Raw genomic sequence first — 22,764 nt, forward strand, 5'->3', positions numbered from 1 at the left:
TTAAAAATAATAATAAAATCATTAAATTAAAATCATTTCTAGTGTAATCATCAGCTTATCTATAGCAGATCTCGCACAATCTATATAGAAAAAAGGGAACACCCCGGGCCAGAGGCATGTCAGTCCCCGTCAAACCCGTCACTCGCCACACCACCACTCACGAACTTCTGCCCGTTGAGCGGTGATAATGTTCCAGATCCTGATAGGAGTCGTGTATAATCGCCAGTCCCATTGAATCAGGGGAGCGTTTCGCAGAGATCATCTTTAAGATTAGAGCTGTGATACCATTGCATTCCGGCACATGATTCATCAACAGCAGACAGTGACCATGGAGTCTACCTTGAGTGTAAAAATCCACTATCAAAATACGCATTTTATTACCAGTGCCCCAGATATCCGCCACTTACCGGAAGATGAAGGCATCGAGATCGCGTTTGCCGGGCGCTCCAATGCAGGAAAATCCAGTGCTTTGAATCGCTTGGCAAATCAAAAAAACTTAGCCAAAACCAGTAAGACACCGGGACGAACTCAGTTAATCAACCTCTTTCAGGTTACGGATAGCTGCCATATTGTCGATCTGCCGGGATATGGATTCGCCCAGGTCCCACCGGAACTCAAGAAAAAATGGCAAAAAGCACTCGGAGAGTATCTGCAAGCACGCCAGTGTTTGAAAGGGCTGGTCGTCTTGATGGATATTCGCCATCCCATGAAAGATCTCGACCAACAGCTGATCGATTGGGCGGTGGAAAGCAATATTCCGGTCCAGGTTCTGCTGACGAAAGCCGATAAACTCAAAAGTGGTGCGAGAAAAGCACAAGTGCTGAAGATTCGCGAAGCGGCACTGGCATTTTGTGGTGATGTCTGTGTTGATGCATTTTCCTCAACTTCAGGACTGGGCGTTGATGTGCTGCGCCAAAAACTCGATAGCTGGTATGCACCGGCATTTGCCCCTCAGGATGAGCAAGATAGTGACGCGAACAGCGAGTCTACTCACTAAATCAAGCGCTCTGAGCTTCGGAAGAAATAGCGCAACAAACATGCTTTTCTTCCGGGCATAAAAAACCCCGCCTTCCTGGCAGGGTAATGGGAGAGATAATGAACTTCTTCTAATTGTTTTGTTTTTGTGTCCCTATAAGCATCGTTGAATTCATCTGATTTTTCAATCCTTCCGCACCGATCCCTCATCGACCTCAAAATAGATCTAATCCCTTGAAAAACATAAAATTTAACTAAATTTTAACACTTTGTTTCTTCAATGAAATAACTATTCTGTGAAGGGTAATTAATTACAGAATCGTTACATTACTTCATTTAAGAATTTTAACGTGCCCGAAGAGAAACCAAGATTTTTATCAATGATTTGTAGAATAGACGTTGGAACATGAGCATTAAATACGGATGGGAATTCAAATTTATTGATGAATAACATAGGCTTAACACAATAAAAAACGCCCCAGTCAAAAACTGACTGGGGCGGCTGAAACAGCCTAATCCAATAACGTGAAACAAAAGGTCTGAAAGATAGAACATCTTACCTCTGTACCCTACGTCATTAAATGTACAATAAACTGATGAAAAAGAAAACCCATTTTGTAGTTTTTTTTCACTCATATTAAATCAGACAACATAAGAAACTGATATTTTGTTACTTTTTTTATGTCAAAAAAAAGCTGACACTTGTGCGCCAGCTCATAAAAACCATGCCATTTTGGTCAAAAAAACTAATTAATGGGCTTTTTCCCAGCTTTCACCCCGTCCTACCTCTGCAACTAAAGGCACACGCAGGGTTGCTGCGGATTCCATGAGTTTTTGTATTTTACTTTCAATTTCGGTCAGAGATGACTCTTGGACTTCAAAAACCAGCTCATCGTGTACCTGCATCAATAACCGGACTCTCCCATGACCTTCTTGCTCGATCCACGCATCAACAAATAGCATTGCTTTTTTGATGATATCAGCGGCAGTTCCCTGCATCGGTGCATTGATCGCAGCGCGTTCTGCGGCTTTTCTCCGCATTCCATTACCAGAGCGAATTTCCGGCAGATGCAAACGACGACCAAAGAGTGTTTCGACATAGCCCTGCTCGCTTGCTTGCGCACGGGTATCTTCCATGTACTGCATCACACCGGGATAACGTTCGAAGTATCTCTCCATATAAGATTGCGCTTCTGTCCGAGGAATACCAAGCTGTTTAGCCAGACCAAACGCACTCATGCCATAGATCAAACCAAAGTTAACGGCTTTGGCGCGGCGACGCTGTTCGCTGGAGACCTGCTCGAGTGAAACCCCTAAAATTTCAGCGGCCGTGGCGGCATGAATATCTTTCCCTTGCTGGAAAGCATCCAATAGCGACTGATCACCAGACAAATGTGCCATAATTCTCAACTCAATCTGAGAATAGTCGATCGCGACAATCTTCCAACCGGGTTCAGTGATAAATGCCTGACGAATCCGCCGGCCTTCTTCATTCCGCACCGGAATATTCTGTAGATTCGGATCCGTAGATGAAAGCCGTCCGGTTGCGGTCACCGCTTGATGATAAGAGGTATGCACGCGCCCTGTGACCGGATTAATCATTTTGGGCAACTTATCGGTGTAAGTCGATTTCAGTTTCGCCAAACCACGATGCTCCAGAATCACTTTCGGTAACGGATAATCCAGTGCCAGCTCCTGTAAAACTTCTTCATTAGTGGATGGGGTCCCCGACGGTGTTTTTTTCACCACCGGCAGCCCCATTTTTTCAAAGAAGATATGTTGTAGCTGCTTCGGAGAACTCAAGTTAAATGACTCTCCGGCAATCTCAAATGCCTTGCTCTCCAATTCCTCTAAACGCTGAGCAATTTCCTGAGACTGAACATTCAAACGCATGTCGTCGATATGAACACCGGTTCTCTCCATCCTTGACAACACGGGCACCAGTGGCACTTCAATGTCTTGGTAGACGCGCAATAGTGCTTCATTCTGCGCTAGATGATCCATCAAGCGATGGTGTAACCGGAGTGTGACATCCGCATCTTCTGCCGCGTAAACACCCGCTTGTTCCAGATCGATCTGGTTAAATGTCAGCTGATTTTTACCTTTGCCGGCAATTTGTTCGAATGAAATACAACTATGTTGCAGAAAACGGAGCGCCAGACTATCCATATCATGCCGACCGCCCACACTGTCATATACGTAAGAAGCCAGCATGGTATCGTGCGCAATCCCGCGTAACTCAATGTCATAACGAGCCAGAATACTCATATCAAATTTCAGGTTCTGTCCGACTTTATGGCAGTGTTCATCTTCCAGAACCGGCTTAAGCTGAGCTAATACCCAATCGCGATCCAACTGTTCCGGTGCATCCATGTAGTCATGCGCAACCGGCACATAGGCCGCTTCACCCTCGTTAATTGCAAATGACACCCCGACGAGATTGGCTGTCATATAATCCAATCCATCGGTTTCGGTATCAAAAGCAAACAGAGATGCATTTTTTAGCTTGTCTAGCCAAGCCATAAAATCAGATTCATTTAAGACAGTCTGGTACTGGCTGCGATCAATATTGACCGCCGATGTATCCATCGTTGCCGAAGCCGCATCAGATGCCTGATTCATTTCAGGGCTTCCCTCCGGACTTTCAAGCAATTCATTCAGCCAGGATTTAAATGTCAGTTGCCCATACTGCTGAATCAGTTCTTCTCGATCCGCAGGGCGTTTGACCAGCGTATCTAGTGTGTCTTCCAGCGCGACATCCAGTTTAATCGTCGCGAGTTGGTAAGAAAGCCACGCATTGTCTTTATTCTCTGCCAGCTTCTTCGCCATCGTCTTGGAGCCGCGGAATCCCAAGTCAGCAATTTTATCGAGATTCTGATAGATCGCTTCCAAACCACCGATTCCCTGAAGCAATGCAGTCGCCGTCTTTTCACCGACACCCGGCACGCCCGGAATGTTATCAACTTTATCACCCATCAATGCCAGATAATCGATGATCAGTTCCGGAGGTATCCCGAACTTCTCTACCACACCTTCGCGATCCATCACGAGATTCGTCATGGTGTTAATCAAGGTCACCTTATCGTTCACCAATTGCGCCATATCTTTATCACCCGTGCTAATCAGCACTGGCATGTCGGCATTGGTCGCTTGCATTGCAATCGTCCCGATCACATCGTCGGCTTCCACACCTTCGATGGCGAGCAACGGTAATCCCATAGAACGGATAATCTTATGCAGCGGCTCAATCTGGCAACGTAATTCATCCGGCATCGGTGGGCGATTGGCTTTATATTCGGCGTACATTTCATCGCGGAACGTTTTGCCTTTGGCATCAAACACGACTGCAATCCGCTCCGAAGGATACTGACGCATCATGCTACGGATCATATTAATGACACCATAAACGGCATTAGTGGGGATTTCACCATTGCTCATGGTGCTTGGATAGGCATGGAATGCACGATAAAGATAAGAAGAACCGTCAATCAAAATGAGTGGGTTATCAGGAATATGGGCCATAGTTTTTGGTATCCGAGGTGGAGGTCTCAAAATTATCTGCTTAGAATGCCATGAGTTCCCCGAGGATGCCACGTTCTACCGGGTTTTTACCGAAATCCCAAACGGCTGAAATCCATAGAAGAGACTTGATATTGTGGATAAGTCTGTTCATAGTTTTATTCCCATTGATATAAAACCAGTAAAAAAAACTAAAAACACATATATAAACACTTGATTTTTAATTGTTAAATAAAAGATCTGTGTAAAAACACATGATCTTTCCGGGATCAATCACTGTGGAAAAGTATATCGTTCTGTTAACAGAACTTATCTCATTAGAAAAGAAAAAAGCGACACCCAAAGGATGTCGCCTAGCATAAGCAAGAAAGTGATACGTGTGACCAGATCGCTTTCTTATAAAGCTATAAATACACTGGAAGCAATGTGAGCAATGTCGTGTCAAAAAGAAGAGTGCAAGCCCGTAAATACCATCGCATTAAGCAGCAAAAATAAATTGAGCTACATCTAAGCGCTGTGGTGGACTTCCTCATTTCCCTAAGACGATAGTAATAATAATTATTCTCATTTAAAAGATCAAGCATTAAATGAGAAAAAATCTCATTTACTTGCCGTAACTGGTGTAACTCATTCATAAGTAAAACAATAAAGGCTGACAACGGTCAGCCTTTGATACACTTTTTAACTCAATGAGAGCACCGACATTGATATCACTGATGCTTTTTCAGCGCGGCAACCCGCTCCTCTTGCTCTTCAGCAAGCCACTGCGCAACATCCTTCGCAAAATAAGTCAGAATACCGTCCGCACCAGCCCGTTTAAAACAGAGTAACGATTCGATGACCGTCTCTTTTTCCTTCAACCAGCCATTGATGAAAGCAGCTTTATGCATCGCATATTCACCGGAAACCTGATAAGCAAATGTTGGTACCTGAAGCTCAGATTTAACCCGACGGACAACATCCAGATACGGCATCCCCGGTTTCACCATCACCATATCAGCCCCTTCACCAATATCTAACGCCACTTCTTGTAAGGCTTCATCAATATTCGCCGGATCCATCTGATAGGTTTTTTTATTGCCGCCTTTCAGGTTACTTGATGAACCAATTGCATCGCGGAAAGGCCCATAATAGTTCGATGCATATTTCGCAGAGTAAGCCATAATCTGCGTGTGAATATATCCCGCCTCTTCGAGCGCATCGCGAATCAAGCCAATCCGGCCATCCATCATATCTGACGGTGCAACCACATCTGCACCGGCTTCAGCATGAGACAAGGCTTGCTTAATCAGCACTTCAGTTGTCACATCATTGATCACATATCCCGCTTCATCAATGATGCCATCCTGACCGTGGGTGGTATATGGATCCAATGCTACATCGGTAATGACACCGATCTCAGGCACATGCTCTTTCAAAGAATGGACCGCCCGTTGAATCAAACCTTCAGGATTATAAGCCTCGGCAGCATCAATACTTTTTGCATCCTGATTGACAGAAGGAAACAGGGCAATGGCTGGCACACCGAGACTCGCAAGATACTGCGCTTCTTCGAGAAGAAGATCGATCGATAAACGATTCACCCCCGGCATCGATTCAACAGGTTCACGACGATCTTTGCCCATCAACACAAATATCGGATAAATCAGGTCACTGACTGATAGCTGATTTTCTGCAACCAAGCGACGGCTAAAATCATGTTTACGCACACGACGCATACGACGGCCGGGAAACTGACCTACGATAGAAACTGACACATGTAACTCCTTCTCTAATGTGGGTTGTAAACAACATCAAGCCTCGCCACACCCTGTACCTATCACGAACCATTCTATTTATGAGCCGTTCTGAAAACGGAAAGCACCGATAAAACGTACGCGGCGACAAAGACCTGCTGCTCTCACAACACGAATATGACCTGCTCATCTGACAATACGGTGGTTGAGGAGACGCAGTATTGTCACTGGCAGTAAGCTGAAATCATATCACTGTCCAACTGACACACCATGCCTATTGAGATAAAAATTCAAAAAATGATCTCAAGGCGATGATCTTTTATAATGCCTCATTCACCCCATGACTGGAAAATACCATGATTGATACGCACGCCCATGTTTATGCCCGCGAATTTGACCATGACCGACAAGACGTGATTCAACGAGCGCTGACACAAGGGATCGATATGATCTGTATGCCGAATATCGATCTCGACTCTATCGAACCGATGCTGGCAACCGAAGCCACCTATCCTGAAATATGTCGTTCGATGATGGGATTACATCCTTGCTACGTGGATCAAAATGTTCATCAGACGCTGGATATCATTCATGCATGGTTTGATAAACATGAGTTCATTGCCGTCGGTGAGATTGGCATCGATCTATACTGGGACACCACGTATCAAGCACAACAAGAGGAAGCGTTTCTCACTCAGTTGAGCTGGGCAAAAGAAAAGCAGCTCCCGGTGGTGATTCATACCCGCAACTCAATGCAAGAAACCATTCAGCTACTCAGCCAGGCACAAGATGGTTCGCTGCAAGGCGTCTTTCACTGTTTTGGTGGCAGTGTTGCAGAAGCCAAAGCGATTCAGGATTTAGGCTTTCATCTTGGTTTAGGCGGTGTCACAACATTTAAAAATGGTGGCATGGACCAAATCGTTCCTCATCTGGATATCCGGCAAATCATTCTGGAAACAGACTGTCCTTATCTGGCCCCGGTGCCTCACCGCGGGAAACGCAATGAACCGGCCTACACTCACCTTGTCGCCCAACGAATTGCAGCACTGAAAAAGATGTCGCTTGAAGAGGTGGACAAACTGACCACGGATAATGCGCAGCAGTTATTTCGCCTGCCTTGAGACAAAACAACAGCACTGCCGTACCATTGCCATTGAACGAGATTGAGCAAGGGGGTCACTCATCCCCTTGTCGAAACTGGTACGCGGTCAGTTTTTCTTCGGGAAAATGCAGCGACGGGTTACGCGCGAAAGCTGCCAGCAGATAATCAACCGTAACTTTCACCCGGGGTGCGATCAGCGTGCGATGCGGATATTGAATGACCATCTCATAACTTCCGGGATCATACTGCCCCAAAAGTACAGCCTTTAACTGACCGCTTTCAAGATATTGCATCGCATGATGAATACCGATTTGTGCAATCCCCATTCCGGCAACAGCAGCCTGAACCAAAGCTTCAGGGGCTGAGAGGGTCAATACCGCTGGCTGCGGATCCACCGTCGTCAGACTGCCGTCCTGACTCTTGAATCCCCAAGGATTAATACGCCCGCCTAAGAAACGTCGGGCAATCAGACGGTGTCGCGTTAAATCTTCCGGTATCTGGGGTGCACCATGTATGGCTAAATAGTCTGGCGAAGCAGCGAGAACCGTCTTTAACCGACAAACCGGCCGGGTAATCAACGACGAATCGACAATTCGTCCCCCACGAATCGCAATGTCATAACCATCGTGAATGAGCTCCCTCATCCGGTCATCAAAATCCACATCAACGGTCAATCCCGGATAAAGCTCAAATAATCCGGGTAACACCGGTAATAAATATTCCCGGCCGAAAGCAGCACTGGTTGCGATCTTAACATGACCGCTCATTTCGACCTTGCTTGCCACCAGATTATCAACCGCACTATCCAGCGCTCCCAAAGCAATACGAGCCTGAGATAAAAAAGCAGCGCCTTCCTCCGTCAAATTGATTTTTCTTGTTGTCCGGTTCATCAGGCGAACACCTAACACCTGCTCCAGAGCAGCGACATTCTTACTGACCGCCGCAGCGCTGATGCCCAGCTTTCTGGCCGCGGCAGAAAAGCTACCGACATCGGCAGCTTCGACAAATGACAAAATGGCGCGGACATGCTGCGAAACTTCCATGACGACTCCAAAAGAAGATTGTTGTTAAAGCACACGAAGCCGCATTATTAACTTTAAGTTGAAAACTGTTCAACCATACACGCCATTAAAGTTATAAATAAATGCATTCATACTATCAATCCTGAACAGCGAACGGGGCCAGATAAAAACGTCTGCGGACAGCTTCAGCCCCAAAATTCATATGTATTCCCGGAGATAGATTGAATGAAAACACTGGTTATTGTTTCACACCCTTACGCAGAGCAGTCCACCGTCATCAAAGCACTTGAACAAGTGGCACTCGATACGACGGCGGTCACCGTCCGCAATCTGGACACAATTTATGGCAAGAATGTCAGTCAGTTTGACATTGCCACAGAACAGGCCGCCTACGAAGGGATGGACCGAGTCGTTTATATGTTCCCGATCCATTGGTTCAACATCACGCCGATGCTGAAAGCCTATCTCAATGAAGTCTGGACTTATGGCTGGGCATTTGGCCCGGAAGGCAAAGCGCTCCAAGGCAAAGAAATGCTGATCGTCACCTGCACCGGCGCAAATGAAACGACCTATTCATCGACCGGACGGGTTCAAAGTACCATCAAAGAAGTGCTGACGCCGATGAAAGCCAGTGCATTATATGTTGGGATGACCTTTATTGAACCATTAGCGTTTCATGAAGCGATGGATATAACGCCCCAAAAGCTGACGTCATTCCAAAGTCAGCTCGCACAGCGATTGCTGGCTTAAACAGACTTCGGCAGCAGCAATGACAAGATCTGGAATCAATCATGCGTCCAGATCTTCTTTTTCAGGTTGTTTTTTGCTGTAGAAACGGGCACAAAAAACCCCGACCTCAAACAGTAAACAGATCGGAACAGCCAGCAGCGTCTGAGAAATAATATCCGGTGGGGTCAGCACCATCCCGACCACAAATGCTCCGACAATAATGTAAGGTCGTTTTTGCCGAAGAGCTTTTGGTGTGGTTGCCCCCGTCCAACAAAGCAGCATGATGGCAACCGGCACTTCAAATGCAATCCCAAATGCTAAAAATAGCGCCAGCACAAAATCAAGATAGCTGGCAATGTCGGTCGCAAAAGCCACGCCCCCGAGCGAAATTGCTGTAAAGAAACTGAAAATTAAAGGAAAAACCACAAAATAAGCGAATCCGACCCCACAATAAAACAAGATCGAACTCGAAACGATCAGGGGCATCACCAGCTTGCGTTCATGTTTATACAGCCCCGGAGCAACAAAGGCCCAGATTTGGTAAAGCAGATACGGTACCGTCACGAACAACGCAACAATCAATGTCAACTTGAGCGGTGTAAAGAATGGTGAAGCGACATCGGTGGCAATCATGGTGGCGCCTGAGGGTAACCGCTCAACCAGCGGCCGGGCAACAAACTCGTAAATATGACTGGCAAAATAGACCAAACCAAAAAATACAACGATAACGGCCACAATGCAGCGCAGCAATCGATCACGTAATTCCAGTAAGTGACGAATTAAAGGTTGGGTTTGCTCAACAGACGACATATTGACTCCATATTACGTCAGGAACAGGTGACGTCAGAAAAAACCAAGTTTAAGCAACACACAGCATGCAAAATACATCGCAGCAGTTATATCACCGCTGTTATTCAGACGGTTTCTCTGCACTTTTATCATCCGTTGGAGGTTGCTCAACATCACGAATGGGCGTGTCCACGGATTCATGTGATTGGTGTAATTCAGGAAATGGATCGTTCGCTTTCATTTGCTCAGCTTGTTGATGGTTGTCTTTGAGTTCCTCAATCTGCAACTCTTGAGACAGTTCATGCTGGACATGATTAGCGACTTTTTTCACGGACGCAATCAATCGGGCGAGACTTCGAATCGCCTGGGGCAAGCGCTCCGGCCCCAGAACAACCAGTGCAATCACCGAGATTAATACCAGCTCCCAAAAACCGATATCAAACACCGAAATCTACTCTTTGTCTTGATGGTTCTGCGTAGAAGAAGCAGATTTCTGTTGTGTTTCATCCGGCTTTTCACGCTTCGCTTCAGCAGGATCTTCATCCATTGCTTTTCTAAAGCCTTTCACGGCACCACCGAGATCGCTACCCATGCTCCGCAGTTTTTTAGTGCCAAACAGTAACACCACAATGGCTGCAATAATTAGTAATTCCGTAACACCAATGCCACCCATATCACAATCCTTTTATGCTTCGTCAAACTTCTCAGCAGATATGCTTACCGACGGTAGAACATCCAACTGATTAACCAAGACATCCCTCCGACCACAGCAGTACTGATTGACAGATGTGGCGCTTGCCCACTCGCCAAAAAGACCGCTGAACAGATCAGCGCAGTTGCCCCAATCCCTAAGAAAAACTTTCCTCGGGCCTGATCCCGTTTCACCTGACGGTAATCCTGATACATCGCATTGACCCGTTGATTCATCACGCGCCCTTGCTTGAGACTTTCGTAGACCAGTTCTGGCAATTCCGGTAACTTTTCTACCCAGAATGGTGCCTTCTCACGGATAGAACGCAATACTGCCCCCGGCCCAACCTGATCCATCATCCAACGTTCCAAAAACGGCTTGGCCGTTTTCCATAGATCAAGTTGAGGATATAACTGTCGCCCTAAACCTTCCACATAAAGTAACGTTTTTTGCAGTAAGACCAGTTGCGGCTGGACTTCCATATTGAAGCGGCGGGCCGTGTTAAATAAATTCAACAGCACATAGCCAAATGAAATCTCACACAACGGCTTGGCAAAAATTGGTTCGCACACGACCCGAATAGCACTCTCGAAGGCATCAATATCCGTATCATATGGCACCCAACCGGACTCGACATGGAGTTCAGCAACGCGCTGATAATCACGATTGAAAAACGCCAGAAAATTTTCCGCCAGATAGCGTTTATCTTCTTTATTCAGCGTTCCGACAATCCCGCAATCCAACCCGATCCATTGCGGATTCTCAGGGTGAGCCGGCTGCACAAACACATTGCCCGGATGCATGTCGGCATGGAAAAAACTGTCTCGGAAGACCTGCGTAAAAAAAACACTGACGCCTCGTTCCGCCAACAACTGCATATTGGTGCCGTTTGCCTGTAACGCATCAATATCCGAGACCTGAATCCCATAGATACGCTCCGATACCATCACGGTTTCATTACTGTATTCCGAAATGACCTCCGGAATGTAGAGTTCTTCACTTCCCTCAAAATTACGTCGCAACTGAATCGCATTCGCAGCTTCTCGCCGTAAGTCTAGTTCATCCAGCAACGTTTTCTCATATTCCCGAACCACTTCAACCGGCTTTAATCGGCGTGTTTCGGGCAGTGCTTTGGCAACAAGACGAGCCATTCGATGCATCAGTCTAATATCCGCGGCAATCACCGGCTGGATATCAGGACGAATTACTTTAAGCACCACCTCACGGCCGTTGGATTTCAATGTTGCAGTATGTACCTGAGCAATTGACGCGGAGGCCAACGGTTCAACCGAAAAATCATCGAACCAAGTCTCGACCGCACCGCCCAACGCTTTTTCAATCTGTAGCTTCGCTAAGTGACCGTCAAACGGTGAGACTTTATCCTGCAACAGCGCTAATTGATCGGCGATATGCGGGGGAAACAAATCCCGTCGGGTAGACATCATCTGACCAAACTTAATCCAGACCGGGCCCAACTCCTGAAGCGCCAAACGCAGACGCTCACCTAATGGTTTCTCAGGATAACGATTCTGCAGCCAGAAGAGCGCTTTTCTCGCTAATAATGGGGCACGGAGCAAGTGATGATCAGGGAGAAATTCATCAAGACCATATTCCAGCTGTACCTTGATGATCCGGTACAACCGCTTGATTTCTGTTGGTGTCATAGTTTCTCCGCCAGCGACTGAATCCGGCTTTCAAGCCGGGCTAACTGACTGTGTACTTCGTCCACTTGATCACAAAAATCAGCCACCGCGAGTGGTCCCGGAGCGATTTGCCACTCTTCGGTTAAAACCTGTGCAACATGGGATTGGTGACGCTGATGTTGTGTTTGCAGAAAATGACTAAAATCTTTGGCGGCTTGCGTCACCGTATGGGCGACGACATCTCCGCTCAGGCGTGATAACCACTCTTCCCAATCCGGCTTGCAGTCCGTCATCAGTTGAGCAAACTTCTGAGCCAGTTGGATATCACCTTCCAGTATCAACTTATCCTGTTTGATCAGTTGCGTGATGTTGGCCTGCTCCCGTAACTGCGGCAGCGTCGATAATGTCAGAGACAGATAGCAATCCGGTGTGCCTTCGTACCGTGCTAACACATCAATTTGCTGGCTGAAAACAAACGTCAACGTTTGATTAAGCTCTTTCAGATGAATCTGAATCACATGACCTTTCAGGCGGGCAAGCTGACGAATCAGCACAGGATCATCCTGAATCAATCGGTTCAGGATGGTTTCAATCGTTGCGGTCAGTAAAGGTGCAAATGGCATAGACACCGCCTTGTCAGAATTTATAACCACGGTGAAGCGCCACAATACCCGCAGTCAGATTGTAATAACTTACTTGCTCAAAACCCGCATCAACCATCATCCCTTTTAACGTTTCCTGATTCGGATGCATCCGGATCGATTCGGCAAGATAACGGTAACTGTCAGCGTCGTTGGCAATGAGCTGCCCCATCTTCGGCAGGAGATGGAAGGAATATGTATCATAAACCTTGGATAACGGTTCAAATACGGGTTTCGAAAATTCCAGTACCAACAGACGCCCACCGGGTTTGAGCACCCGAAACATCGAGCGTAACGCTTGATCTTTATCGGTGACATTGCGCAGGCAAAAGCTAATTGTAATGCAGTCAAAATAATTGTCGGGGAATGGCAGTTCTTCCGCATTCGCCTGAACATAATGTACATTGCCGATAATACCACTATCGCGCAGCTTATCCCGACCGACACATAGCATTGAATTGTTGATATCCGCCAGCACGACGTGTCCAGTGTCACCCACCATCCGGGAAAACTTGGCCGTCAGGTCTCCAGTACCACCGCCCAGATCCAAAATTCGCTGTCCGGCACGAACACCGCTGCAATCAATCGTAAATCGTTTCCACAATCGGTGAATACCACCGGACATCAAGTCATTCATGATGTCGTACTTCGCTGCGACAGAATGAAAAACTTCTGCCACTTTATGCGCTTTCTCCGCTTTGGCGACGGTTTCAAAACCAAAATGGGTCGTTTCTTGATTTTCTGCCATTTTTTCAGATTGCACGCCTTTACCTACCTTGCATGATCGAATATAAGCCACACATCACATTACCACATCATCCATAATGCTGAATAAACAGATGCTTGATAAACCAATGTGACTGATTGGTTGCGCTAGTTTACTGGATCCCCTGACGGATGTCTTTCAGCAATCGGCAGATTTTGTGCCGATGTATACACTGTCATTTTCTCCGCTCTCTGCCGGTAAAACCGCCTCAGACGAACCGACATCAGCCCCCTCTCTCTGCGACGCCTCAACCCACCGGGGAGCAATCGACCGTTTCACTTCAACGCCCAGTTGCCTAAAACTTTCCGCCTGTCGAATTGCGTTGCCACGCCCGCTCGACAGTTTATTCATGGCACTCTGATAACTCTGTCCGGCCTTCTCTATTGCATTGCCCAGCGTGTCCATATCGTCAACAAATAAGCGTAATTTGTCATAGAGTTTTCCGGCTTTTTCCGCAATGCGTTGGGCATTTTGATTCTGAAATTCATTGCGCCATAAATTATCGATGGTGCGTAAAGCGACCAGTAGTGTGGTTGGACTGACAATAATGATGTTTTGTTCCATCGCATCTTTGATTAAAGCGGGATCTGCCTGTATGGCCAATTGGAATGCCGGTTCGACCGGAATAAACATCAAGACGTAATCTAACGTCTGGATACCTTGCAACTGCTGGTAATCTTTCTTACTTAGTCCTTTGATATGAGCGCGAATCGCAAGTAAATGTTCACCAAGTGCTTTATCCCGCTCAACGTCATTCTCGGCATGGAAATAACGTTCATAGGCGACCAGTGCCATTTTTGAATCGATCACCACCTGCTTCTCATTCGGCAGGTTGACAATTACATCCGGTTGATAGCGCTTACCCGCTTCATTTTGCAAACTGACCTGCGTCTGATACTCATGTCCTTCGCGTAACCCTGATTCCGCCAGAACCCGGGCCAACACCACTTCTCCCCAGTTACCCTGTTGTTTATTATCGCCTTTGAGTGCCTGCGTCAGATTCAGCGCTTCTTTCGCCATCTGTTCATTGAGACGTTGTAGATTCTTCAACTCATGGGTCAGTGTATGGCGTTCCTTCGCTTCTTGGCTGAAACTGTCATTGACCTGTTTTTTGAATCCTTCCAATTGTAACTTCAGCGGATTCAGTAATCCTTCCAGACTCTGTTTATTCTGCTGATCAACCTTCGCTGTTTTGACATCAAATAACTGATTCGCCAGCTGTTCAAATTGCTGCTTCAAGCGTTCTTCAGCGCGTTCCAGCAACTGTAATTTTTCTTGACTGGCAACCATCTGAGCTTGATGTCGCGCTTCCTGTTCTCGAAGCTCCCCTTGCAATTGCGCGTGCTGTTCCCGTAACAGAGCCAGCTCATCATTCAGTTGTGTCCGCTCTTGCTGTAAGGTCGCCATTTGCCCCAGTTTTTCAGTGGCTGCCATATACTGCCCATGCAACTGTTTCAGCTCAGCCATTGCCAGATCATGGGCATCTTCTGATTCATGCAAATCAGCCTGGGTTTGTCGCAATTGCGTGGTGAGCTGATCCAACACTTGTTCGTGGAGTTGCTGTTGACTCGCCAGTTGTTGCTGCAACTGACTCAATTGCAGTTGCATTCTTTGCTTCATCCACCAGCCCGTGATGCCAGCAGAACCGACAATACCGATGGCAGACATCAACAGTAGGGATTGGTATTCAATAATCCATTGCATCATGGGAATCAATTCTGTTTCTCAGCATATTCGAACTAAAAATGGTATTGCGGGACTGGATCAATGTCCAGTAGATTTGCGGTACAAACCGGTCAAACTAACCTCCGATGACAGGCGGAGTGAGCTGAGCATATGCGGTTGTGACCGATTCCAGTGATTCATCCGGAACATGCACAACCTGTCGACATTGCTTGCACGTCGTGACGACAATGCCCATCACCATGCCGGTTTGCCCCAATAAATGCACGTTTCTCAACTGAGAGCGCAATTCCACCGGACCACATAACGGACAGATCCCCCAAATTTTCCCACCAGATTGCGTCTCCGTCATCCTCTTTTCCTTAGTAACTTTTCCCTTATCAACCGTGCTGAGCAACGATTGCGAAAGCGCGAATTTTCGCCCGAAAATCTTACCGCCAGATCGCAGGCAATCCGAATCCCGTCACTTCGTCATGCGAGCAACATCTCACCAACTCATCATGTTGTAACACTTGGATTTATTGTTTATATGACACAAATAACATGGTTGGCAGAAGCTTATGTTATGCTCAGGCCATCGAGTGGCGGATTGAAATACATGGCTTACCCAAGATGAATAACAACCTAATCAATGAAAAACAAGCCTTGCTCTTCGGTCTGACAGCGGTCTTATTGTGGTCAACGGTCGCAACAGCATTCAAACTCACACTGGCACAACTGACCCCCATTCAAATGCTGGCTGTCGCGTGCGTTATTTCAGTCATTTCATTACTGATGATTTGCGCCTATCAGCGTCAACTGGGGCAAATCCTGCCGACATTTACCGCCAATCCCAAATATTTCATCATTTCCGGATTGATTAACCCGCTCTGTTACTATCTGATTCTGTTTCAGGCCTATCGCCTGCTCCCCGCCTCTCAGGCACAATCGATTAACTATAGCTGGGCCATGATGTTAACCATTATGGCGGCTATTTTTCTGAAACAAACGATCCGCAAACAAGACTATCTGGCAGCGGCTCTGTGTTATTTGGGGGTGTTGGTGATTGCGACCCGGGGCAATTTGCTTGCGCTGGATTTCGCGAGCCCTGTGGGTGTCGGACTCGCCCTATTATCCACACTGCTGTGGGCCGGTTACTGGATTCTCAATACCCGTAACACGGCGGATCCTGTCGTTAGCCTGCTATTAGGATTCCTCGTTGCTCTCCCTTGTACACTCATCCTGTCACTCTACGAAGGTGCCGACTGGTCTCATATCACAGCACAAGGCTGGCTCAGTGCCGTTTATGTCGGGTTGTTTGAAATGGGCATCACCTTTTTCCTTTGGCTGAACGCACTGAAACGGACCCGCCACACTGCCAGAATCAGCAATCTGATTTTTATTTCTCCGTTTATTTCACTGCTGTTGTTAGCGGTGATCATTCAAGAACAGATTCATCCGGCAACGCTCATTGGACTGGTCTGTATTATCACCGGGCTGACGATTCAGCAATTCAAGCCAAAACGCGCAAACACACCTCAAGAAACCGAACAATAGCTTCAGGACTTGTCCTGAAGCTTGCTCCAAGATTAGGCAAACGTCGAGCTTAGGTAATTTGCTCCCGATAGCGTTTGGGGCTGACCCCCGACTTACGTTTAAACACCCGGGAAAAATAGAGGGGATCGGTATAGCCGACAATTCGACCGATTTGGTTGACCGAATAGTTAGTGGTGACCAGCAGCTGTTTGGCACGGCTGATGCGCTGATCATCACGCCATTGCGTAATGGTCATCGACATTTCTTCACGGAACAGGTGTCCTAACCGCGACGGAGACAGGCAGATGTGCGAGGCGACCATTTCCATGGTGAAATCCTGATTGAGGTTCTGCGTCATATAATTCATCGCCTCGATCACACGCGGATCGAGCGGTTTACTCACCACATCCGGTTGCAAACTCTTACAACGAATCAGCAGTTGTTCCAGCAGATTGATCGATAAATCACTCCGATAAGGTTCATCGGATTTGGCGGTATACTCGATATCAATGAATAAACGTTCCAGATGATGAACTGTGGTTTGGTCCAATCCTCGGGTGATATACACCCCGTGTTGCTCTTCCTGCCAATTCAACCAATCATGCCAGAAAGCTCTGGGACGAAAATAAACCCAGCGATGGAACCAGCACACACTGTCTGCTTCACGATGGTAATAGTGAGCCGCTGTCGGGGGAAACAGCACTAAATCACCGGGGCCGACATTGATTGCCTGATCACCGGCAAAAAGCGTACCCTCACCTTTACTCGTCAGGTTGATAATATACCCTTTCATACCGTTGGGGCGGTCAATGGTGAAATCCAGTTCGTCTCCTTCAATAATCGGCGTCAGCCCTGCCACTAAATGTGCATCGAAGTTATACCCTGGTTTGAGCGGATCGTCTTGCATCCTACATCCTATACTACTTTCCTTTAACGACCGAGTGTACGCTAACTCTCCGATTTCATACGATTTAAGACTTCACAGTTTCGTATAAAACTTGTTACACCTGTTTGCTCTAAAAGCCACTCGATACTCGCAAAAATATGACGTAAAACTAAAACCGTAAGCTATGACAGGAAAATCCACTGTGTGGCAGAAAATGCCTCTCTGAAATGTTGATTCCCAGACTCAACCAGATAATCACTTGGCCGCTCATTATTCTGGCGCTGTAACTGATCCACCCGACCCTTCATATCTGCCACGGATCGCGGTTCAGAACCGTGCTCAGTCTGAATCGCCTGAATATTATGGCGTATATCCAAACGGGTCGGTACACGGTTTCGTGCCATATATTCGATCACCAACGCATCCGGCTGAAAAGAATAGGTGATACCGAGTGAGAGGGTTTCTCCGAGCTGCACGTTACACCACTGCTCAATCCGGTTATCTTTGATCCGAAACCGCCAGTGAAAGTCATCGGTATTGACAACCTCATCATTGTTGATCAGCTCTAACTGACCACTAAAAAACAATTGACGACGGAAGAACAACTGAAATACCACCGGTGTATGTGACACAATTTCCAGTTGCCAGTGATCATGAAACAACTGTGCCCGATCCGACACCTGAAATTCATCCGGGTCTATCTTCACATTGGCTCCTTATGAGGTGCCTGCCAGAGCAGGCACCATCCGATGTTATATCTGACCATTCAGCCGATAGTACAAACTGTTATGTTTCAAATCCTGTTTATACTGACGTAAATGAGTCTGCTGATCGATCAGCGCCATTTCAATGCCTGCAATCTCAGCATAATCTGTAAGCATATCGACAGAAACTGACTGACTATAGACTGTATGGTGAGCACCACCGCCATAAATCCAAGCGCTTGCAGCGACTTCAAGACTTGGGTGCGGTTCCCACAGTGCATGAGCAACCGGTAGATTCGGTAAACCCTGAGGCGGCGTGACTGCATCAACGGTATTCACCAGCATCCGGAAACGATCCCCTAAATCAATCACCGAAACATTCAGCGCCGGGCCAGGCTTACCGGTGAAAATCATCCGTGCAATCGGACAGTCACAACCGATCGTATGCCGATGAATTTCAATTTTCGGCCGTGCAGCGGCAATCGACGGACACACTTCCAGCATATGGGCACCAAGCACCTGACTACGCTCACTAAAGTTATAAGTGTAATCTTCCATGAAGGACGTTCCACCGGGCTTGCCTTGTCCCATGACTTTCATCATCCGGACCATTGCTGCGGTTTTCCAGTCGCCCTCACCGCCATAACCGTACCCTTTTTCCATCAAGCGTTGTGTTGCTAATCCGGGCAGGTTCGTCAAGCCGGTCAGGTTCTCAAATGTATTGGCAAATGCACGCGCACCGTGCTCAATCAAAAACTGCTCCATTCCCAATTCAAGGCGGGCTTCCTGTTGGAGGATTGCCAGTGAATCCCGATCATTGAGCAAGCCGGGGGCAATCTCATAGCTTGAGGCATATTCATCAATCAGCGCAGCCACGTCGTTATCAGCGACTGCATTGACGCGCTCGCTCAATTCACCCAAACCATAGGCGTGAACTTCATAACCGAATTGAATTTGTGCTGAGACTTTATTCCCTTCCGTCACAGCGACTTGGCGCATGTTGTCACCAAACCGGGCCACTTTGAGTTGCTGTGCTTCAGCAATCCCGACCGCTGCGCGACACCAATCATCAATCTGACGATGCACCGCAACATTTTCCCAATGCCCGGTAACCACTTTCCGGTTGAGATTCAATCGTGTGCCGATGAAACCAAACTCCCGACAACCATGTGCACTCTGATTGAGGTTCATAAAGTCCATATCAATCTCTTGCCACGGTAGTTCGGCATTAAACTGCGTGTGTAAATGTAAGAACGGCTTGTTGAGCTGACTCAGACCGGCAATCCACATTTTGGCGGGAGAGAACGTATGCATCCATAACACCAGTCCCACACAATCCGGATCATTATTTGCTCTGCGACACACTTCAAGAATTTCATCCGGCGTTTTCACCACTTCCTGCTCAACCACTGCAACAGAAATATCAGCAGCCGCATTCAGCCCGGCAACCATCTCATGGCTATCGGCAGCAACTCGCTGCAAGACCTTTGGTCCGTACAGATGCTGGGAACCCGTGACAAACCAGATCTGTTTCTTATCGAAAATTTTCATCGTGTATCCTTATTTTTCGTGATGTTCCTGCTGTCCGTAATAAGCATTCTTACCGTGTTTACGCAGGTAATGCTTATCCAGCAATGTTTGATTGATCGCCTCAACTCCGGCATTGATTTGCAGTGTTTTCAATGCCATCTCAGCCACTGTTTCGAGTACCACAGCATTGTGTACCGCCTGATCGGGCGTTTTACCCCAACTAAATGGGCCATGCTCTTTGATAATAATGCCCGGCACGGCAAGCGGCTCTTGCGTTCCTATCGTCTCAATAATCACTTTGCCGGTATTCAGTTCATAATCCTGTTGAATTTCAGCATCAGAGAGCGAGCGGGTGCACGGCACATGACCATAAAAATAATCCGCATGCGTTGTGCCTAAGGGGGGAATCGATTTCCCAGCCTGAGCCCAAGAGGTCGCATTCATCGAGTGGGTATGCACCACTCCCCCGATTTCAGGGTAGGTTCGATATAACTCCAGATGCGTTTCCGTATCTGAAGATGGATTCAAATCGCCTTCGACGCGCTGACCAGCCAGATTCACCACAACCATATTCGCAGGGGACAGATCTTCATAAGCGACCCCGCTCGGCTTAATCACCACCAAGCCGGATTCCCGGTCAACACCGGAGACATTCCCCCATGTGAAGGTCACAAGATTATGCTTCTGCAAGTCCATGTTGGCTTTCCAGACCTGTTCCCGTAGCACATCCATCCGGGCTTTCCATGCCGCATTGACCACAAAGTCCGGTGTGAAAGAAACATCTATGTTCATGCATCCTCCTTTGATAACGATGATGTCGCATCATCTAAACGATCCTGAGATAACTGTTCGAGTGACTGACCTAAATGGCGATACATGTCGTAGCGCGTTGCCCGGATATTTGAGATAGCGGAGGTCGGTGTATAGGTTCGGCTAATCGGACTCGCCATTTGTGTCTGAGCATCTTGCGTCGTCGGATAGACACCCGCAGCCACGGCTGCAAAAATTGCCGCACCCAGCGCACAACATTGTTCAGATTCAGCGACGACAATTTCCCGACCAATCACATTGGCACAGGTCTGCATGACATAGGGGGATTTTTGCGAAATCCCACCAATGGCAATCAGTCGGTTCACATCCACGCCCTGACTGACAAAGCAGTCCACAATCGCTTTCGCACCGTGTGCAGTGGCTTCAACCAGCCCGGCAAATAAATCGACAGCGGTCGAGCCAAGGTTCAGTTCTGCGATCGCCCCTTTCAGCCGTTGATTGGCATTCGGTGTCCGACGGCCGTTATGCCAGTCCACAGCCAGCGCCTGATTACCGCCCTCTTCCAACATCGCGGCAGCCTCGGCTAATTGTGGAATGAGCGCGCTTTCAAACTCAGCCAGATCAAAATTGACATCGGGATGGTCATGCAGATATTGCTCAACCGGCCAGACCAACAACCGTTTATACCAAGCATAAATATCGCCGAACGCAGACTGCCCGGCTTCCAGTGCGGTCATATTCGGCAGTGCGCTGCCCAACACCTGACCACAGATGCCAGCAATTGCCTTATCCGCAACCTGCTGCGGATCGACCATCAAAATGTCGCAGGTCGACGTGCCAATCACTTTGACCAGATCATGAGCTCCGGCTCCGGCTCCGACTGCTCCCATGTGACAATCAAATTCACCGACCGCAATCGCAATACCAGCGGGTAAACCAAGCTGAGCAGCCCATTCATCCGTCAGATGTCCAGCAACCTGATCCGCGGTATAAACCTCGTGATACATTCGATCCCGCAAACCGGCTAACGTCGGGGAAACTGCGGTCAGGAACGCTTCTGAAGGGAGTCCGTCCCATGACTCATGCCACATCACTTTGTGCCCGGCGGCACAAACGCCCCGGCGCAACACATCCGGATGTTGGTGACCACTCAGTACCGCAGGCACCCAGTCACACAGCTCGACCCAGCTATAGGCGTGTTGTGCAACGGCTGCGTCTTGTTCACTGACCCAAGCCGCTTTCGCCCAGAACCATTCTGAAGAATAAATCCCGCCGACATAGCGGGTATAATCAGGAAAGTCACTGCTGTGTGCCAGTTGGTTAATCCGTTCGGCCATGGGGACTGATGTATGATCCTTCCAGAGAATAAACATGGCGTTCGGGTTATCGGCAAACTCCGGTCGTAGTGCCAATATCTGTCCATCTGCATCAATCGGTGCCGGTGTTGAACCCGTTGAGTCCACCCCGATCCCGACGACCGATTGCGCGATGTCGGTGCTCACTTGAGCCACAGCATCTTGTATGGCTTGTGTCATTGACTCCAAATAGTCCTTTGGATGATGACGAAACTGCGATTGTGCCGGTTGGCAGTACTTGCCCTCTTTCCATCTGGGATACTCTGCAACCCCGGATGACAGCTCAGCACCGGTACGAGCATTGACCAATAAAGCCCGGACCGAATCTGAACCGAAATCCAGACCAATCACATAAGGCTCACTCTTCTGCCTATTCTCCATAACTATCCCCATATTCAAGTCACTTGCACCATGCAACGCTTATCACTATCGACAAACGACTGGCATCAACAAGTCATCATCACGAACCGTTCATCACCACGGATAAATCGTCGCCATCATGAGACGGTATCGCAAACTCACAGCTAATATTCACTGTTGTCAGTTATAGCGGTGTAACGAAGAAGGGAACATGAACGCCACAGCTAAAAATATGGATAAAAACGTTACGACTGTTTTTTTGAGGTTTCGCTTAAAAAATATGCTTATTGAGGATTTATCGCGAGATGAGTCATAAAAAGTTATGCACGTAAGGATAAAAGGCTATT

20 protein-coding genes are annotated in these 22,764 nt (G+C 47.6%); 4 read left to right on the forward strand and 16 right to left on the reverse strand.

Annotated features, from left to right (window positions below; all coding sequences use genetic code 11):
• Positions 1-340 precede the first annotated feature (340 nt).
• A complete protein-coding gene (yihA, locus tag OCU60_RS17005; protein ID WP_074374773.1) occupies positions 341-997 on the forward strand; it encodes a ribosome biogenesis GTP-binding protein YihA/YsxC in 657 nt (218 codons plus the stop codon).
• Between the two features lie 728 nt (positions 998-1,725).
• On the opposite strand, the gene polA is transcribed toward yihA, so the two are convergent.
• Together polA and hemB are read right to left on the reverse strand one after the other, a co-directional pair.
• On the reverse strand, positions 1,726-4,497 hold the full coding sequence (gene polA / locus OCU60_RS17010) for a DNA polymerase I (RefSeq protein WP_074374685.1): 2,772 nt from the start codon (positions 4,495-4,497) through the stop codon (positions 1,726-1,728).
• 707 nt (positions 4,498-5,204) lie between these two features.
• A complete protein-coding gene (gene hemB / locus OCU60_RS17015) occupies positions 5,205-6,251 on the reverse strand; it encodes a porphobilinogen synthase (protein ID WP_074374684.1) in 1,047 nt (348 codons plus the stop codon).
• A gap of 335 nt (positions 6,252-6,586) precedes the next feature.
• Here hemB and OCU60_RS17020 point away from each other — a divergent pair, with 335 nt between their 5' ends.
• Positions 6,587-7,351, forward strand: a complete 765-nt coding sequence (locus OCU60_RS17020) for a TatD family hydrolase (RefSeq protein WP_074374683.1) — start codon at positions 6,587-6,589, stop codon at positions 7,349-7,351.
• Between the two features lie 55 nt (positions 7,352-7,406).
• On the opposite strand, the gene OCU60_RS17025 is transcribed toward OCU60_RS17020, so the two are convergent.
• Complete coding sequence (locus OCU60_RS17025; protein ID WP_074374682.1) at positions 7,407-8,375, reverse strand: LysR family transcriptional regulator; 969 nt, start codon at positions 8,373-8,375, stop codon at positions 7,407-7,409.
• A gap of 204 nt (positions 8,376-8,579) precedes the next feature.
• Between OCU60_RS17025 and OCU60_RS17030 the strand changes: the two genes are divergently transcribed.
• The gene (locus tag OCU60_RS17030) at positions 8,580-9,104 is read left to right on the forward strand and encodes an NAD(P)H-dependent oxidoreductase (RefSeq protein WP_074374681.1); all 525 of its coding nucleotides are present in this window, start codon (positions 8,580-8,582) and stop codon (positions 9,102-9,104) included.
• 39 nt (positions 9,105-9,143) lie between these two features.
• Here the strand turns inward: OCU60_RS17030 and tatC are convergent, their stop codons facing one another.
• The 8 genes from tatC to OCU60_RS17070 all read right to left on the reverse strand — a co-directional run bounded on the left by tatC (position 9,144) and on the right by OCU60_RS17070 (position 15,648).
• On the reverse strand, positions 9,144-9,893 hold the full coding sequence (tatC, locus tag OCU60_RS17035) for a twin-arginine translocase subunit TatC (RefSeq protein ID WP_074374680.1): 750 nt from the start codon (positions 9,891-9,893) through the stop codon (positions 9,144-9,146).
• Positions 9,894-9,993: 100 nt separating this feature from the next.
• Positions 9,994-10,317 carry a Sec-independent protein translocase protein TatB gene (gene tatB / locus OCU60_RS17040; protein WP_074374679.1) on the reverse strand — a complete coding sequence of 108 codons (324 nt, stop codon included), beginning with the start codon at positions 10,315-10,317 and terminating at the stop codon, positions 9,994-9,996.
• 6 nt (positions 10,318-10,323) lie between these two features.
• Positions 10,324-10,545, reverse strand: coding sequence for a twin-arginine translocase TatA/TatE family subunit (tatA, locus tag OCU60_RS17045; RefSeq protein ID WP_074374678.1), 222 nt, complete (start codon positions 10,543-10,545; stop codon positions 10,324-10,326).
• Between the two features lie 44 nt (positions 10,546-10,589).
• The gene (gene ubiB / locus OCU60_RS17050; protein ID WP_074374677.1) at positions 10,590-12,227 is read right to left on the reverse strand and encodes a ubiquinone biosynthesis regulatory protein kinase UbiB; all 1,638 of its coding nucleotides are present in this window, start codon (positions 12,225-12,227) and stop codon (positions 10,590-10,592) included.
• A complete protein-coding gene (locus tag OCU60_RS17055) occupies positions 12,224-12,829 on the reverse strand; it encodes a ubiquinone biosynthesis accessory factor UbiJ (protein ID WP_074374676.1) in 606 nt (201 codons plus the stop codon). Before OCU60_RS17055 ends, ubiB begins: the two co-directional genes overlap by 4 nt.
• 13 nt (positions 12,830-12,842) lie before the next feature.
• Positions 12,843-13,595: a bifunctional demethylmenaquinone methyltransferase/2-methoxy-6-polyprenyl-1,4-benzoquinol methylase UbiE gene (ubiE, locus tag OCU60_RS17060; protein ID WP_074374772.1), complete on the reverse strand. Its 753-nt coding sequence runs from the start codon at positions 13,593-13,595 to the stop codon at positions 12,843-12,845.
• A gap of 156 nt (positions 13,596-13,751) precedes the next feature.
• Complete coding sequence (gene rmuC, locus OCU60_RS17065; protein WP_074374675.1) at positions 13,752-15,317, reverse strand: DNA recombination protein RmuC; 1,566 nt, start codon at positions 15,315-15,317, stop codon at positions 13,752-13,754.
• Positions 15,318-15,414: 97 nt separating this feature from the next.
• Positions 15,415-15,648 (reverse strand): hypothetical protein, encoded by a 234-nt coding sequence (locus OCU60_RS17070; RefSeq protein ID WP_074374674.1) that lies wholly within the window; start codon positions 15,646-15,648, stop codon positions 15,415-15,417.
• 275 nt (positions 15,649-15,923) lie between these two features.
• Here OCU60_RS17070 and OCU60_RS17075 point away from each other — a divergent pair, with 275 nt between their 5' ends.
• A complete protein-coding gene (locus tag OCU60_RS17075) occupies positions 15,924-16,832 on the forward strand; it encodes a DMT family transporter (RefSeq protein WP_074374771.1) in 909 nt (302 codons plus the stop codon).
• A 49-nt stretch (positions 16,833-16,881) separates the two neighbouring features.
• On the opposite strand, the gene araC is transcribed toward OCU60_RS17075, so the two are convergent.
• From araC to OCU60_RS17100, 5 genes are all read right to left on the reverse strand, one after another.
• On the reverse strand, positions 16,882-17,718 hold the full coding sequence (araC, locus tag OCU60_RS17080; RefSeq protein ID WP_074374673.1) for an arabinose operon transcriptional regulator AraC: 837 nt from the start codon (positions 17,716-17,718) through the stop codon (positions 16,882-16,884).
• Between the two features lie 161 nt (positions 17,719-17,879).
• A complete protein-coding gene (locus OCU60_RS17085) occupies positions 17,880-18,404 on the reverse strand; it encodes a hypothetical protein (protein ID WP_228448933.1) in 525 nt (174 codons plus the stop codon).
• Between the two features lie 45 nt (positions 18,405-18,449).
• Positions 18,450-19,952, reverse strand: a complete 1,503-nt coding sequence (araA, locus tag OCU60_RS17090) for an L-arabinose isomerase (RefSeq protein ID WP_074374672.1) — start codon at positions 19,950-19,952, stop codon at positions 18,450-18,452.
• A 9-nt stretch (positions 19,953-19,961) separates the two neighbouring features.
• Positions 19,962-20,663, reverse strand: coding sequence for an L-ribulose-5-phosphate 4-epimerase (locus OCU60_RS17095; RefSeq protein WP_095533342.1), 702 nt, complete (start codon positions 20,661-20,663; stop codon positions 19,962-19,964).
• A 56-nt stretch (positions 20,664-20,719) separates the two neighbouring features.
• Positions 20,720-22,438, reverse strand: coding sequence for a ribulokinase (locus tag OCU60_RS17100; protein ID WP_074374670.1), 1,719 nt, complete (start codon positions 22,436-22,438; stop codon positions 20,720-20,722).
• Between the last annotated feature and the right edge of the window lie 326 nt (positions 22,439-22,764).

This window comes from Vibrio spartinae (assembly GCF_024347135.1).
Taxonomy (GTDB): Bacteria; Pseudomonadota; Gammaproteobacteria; order Enterobacterales; family Vibrionaceae; genus Vibrio; species Vibrio spartinae.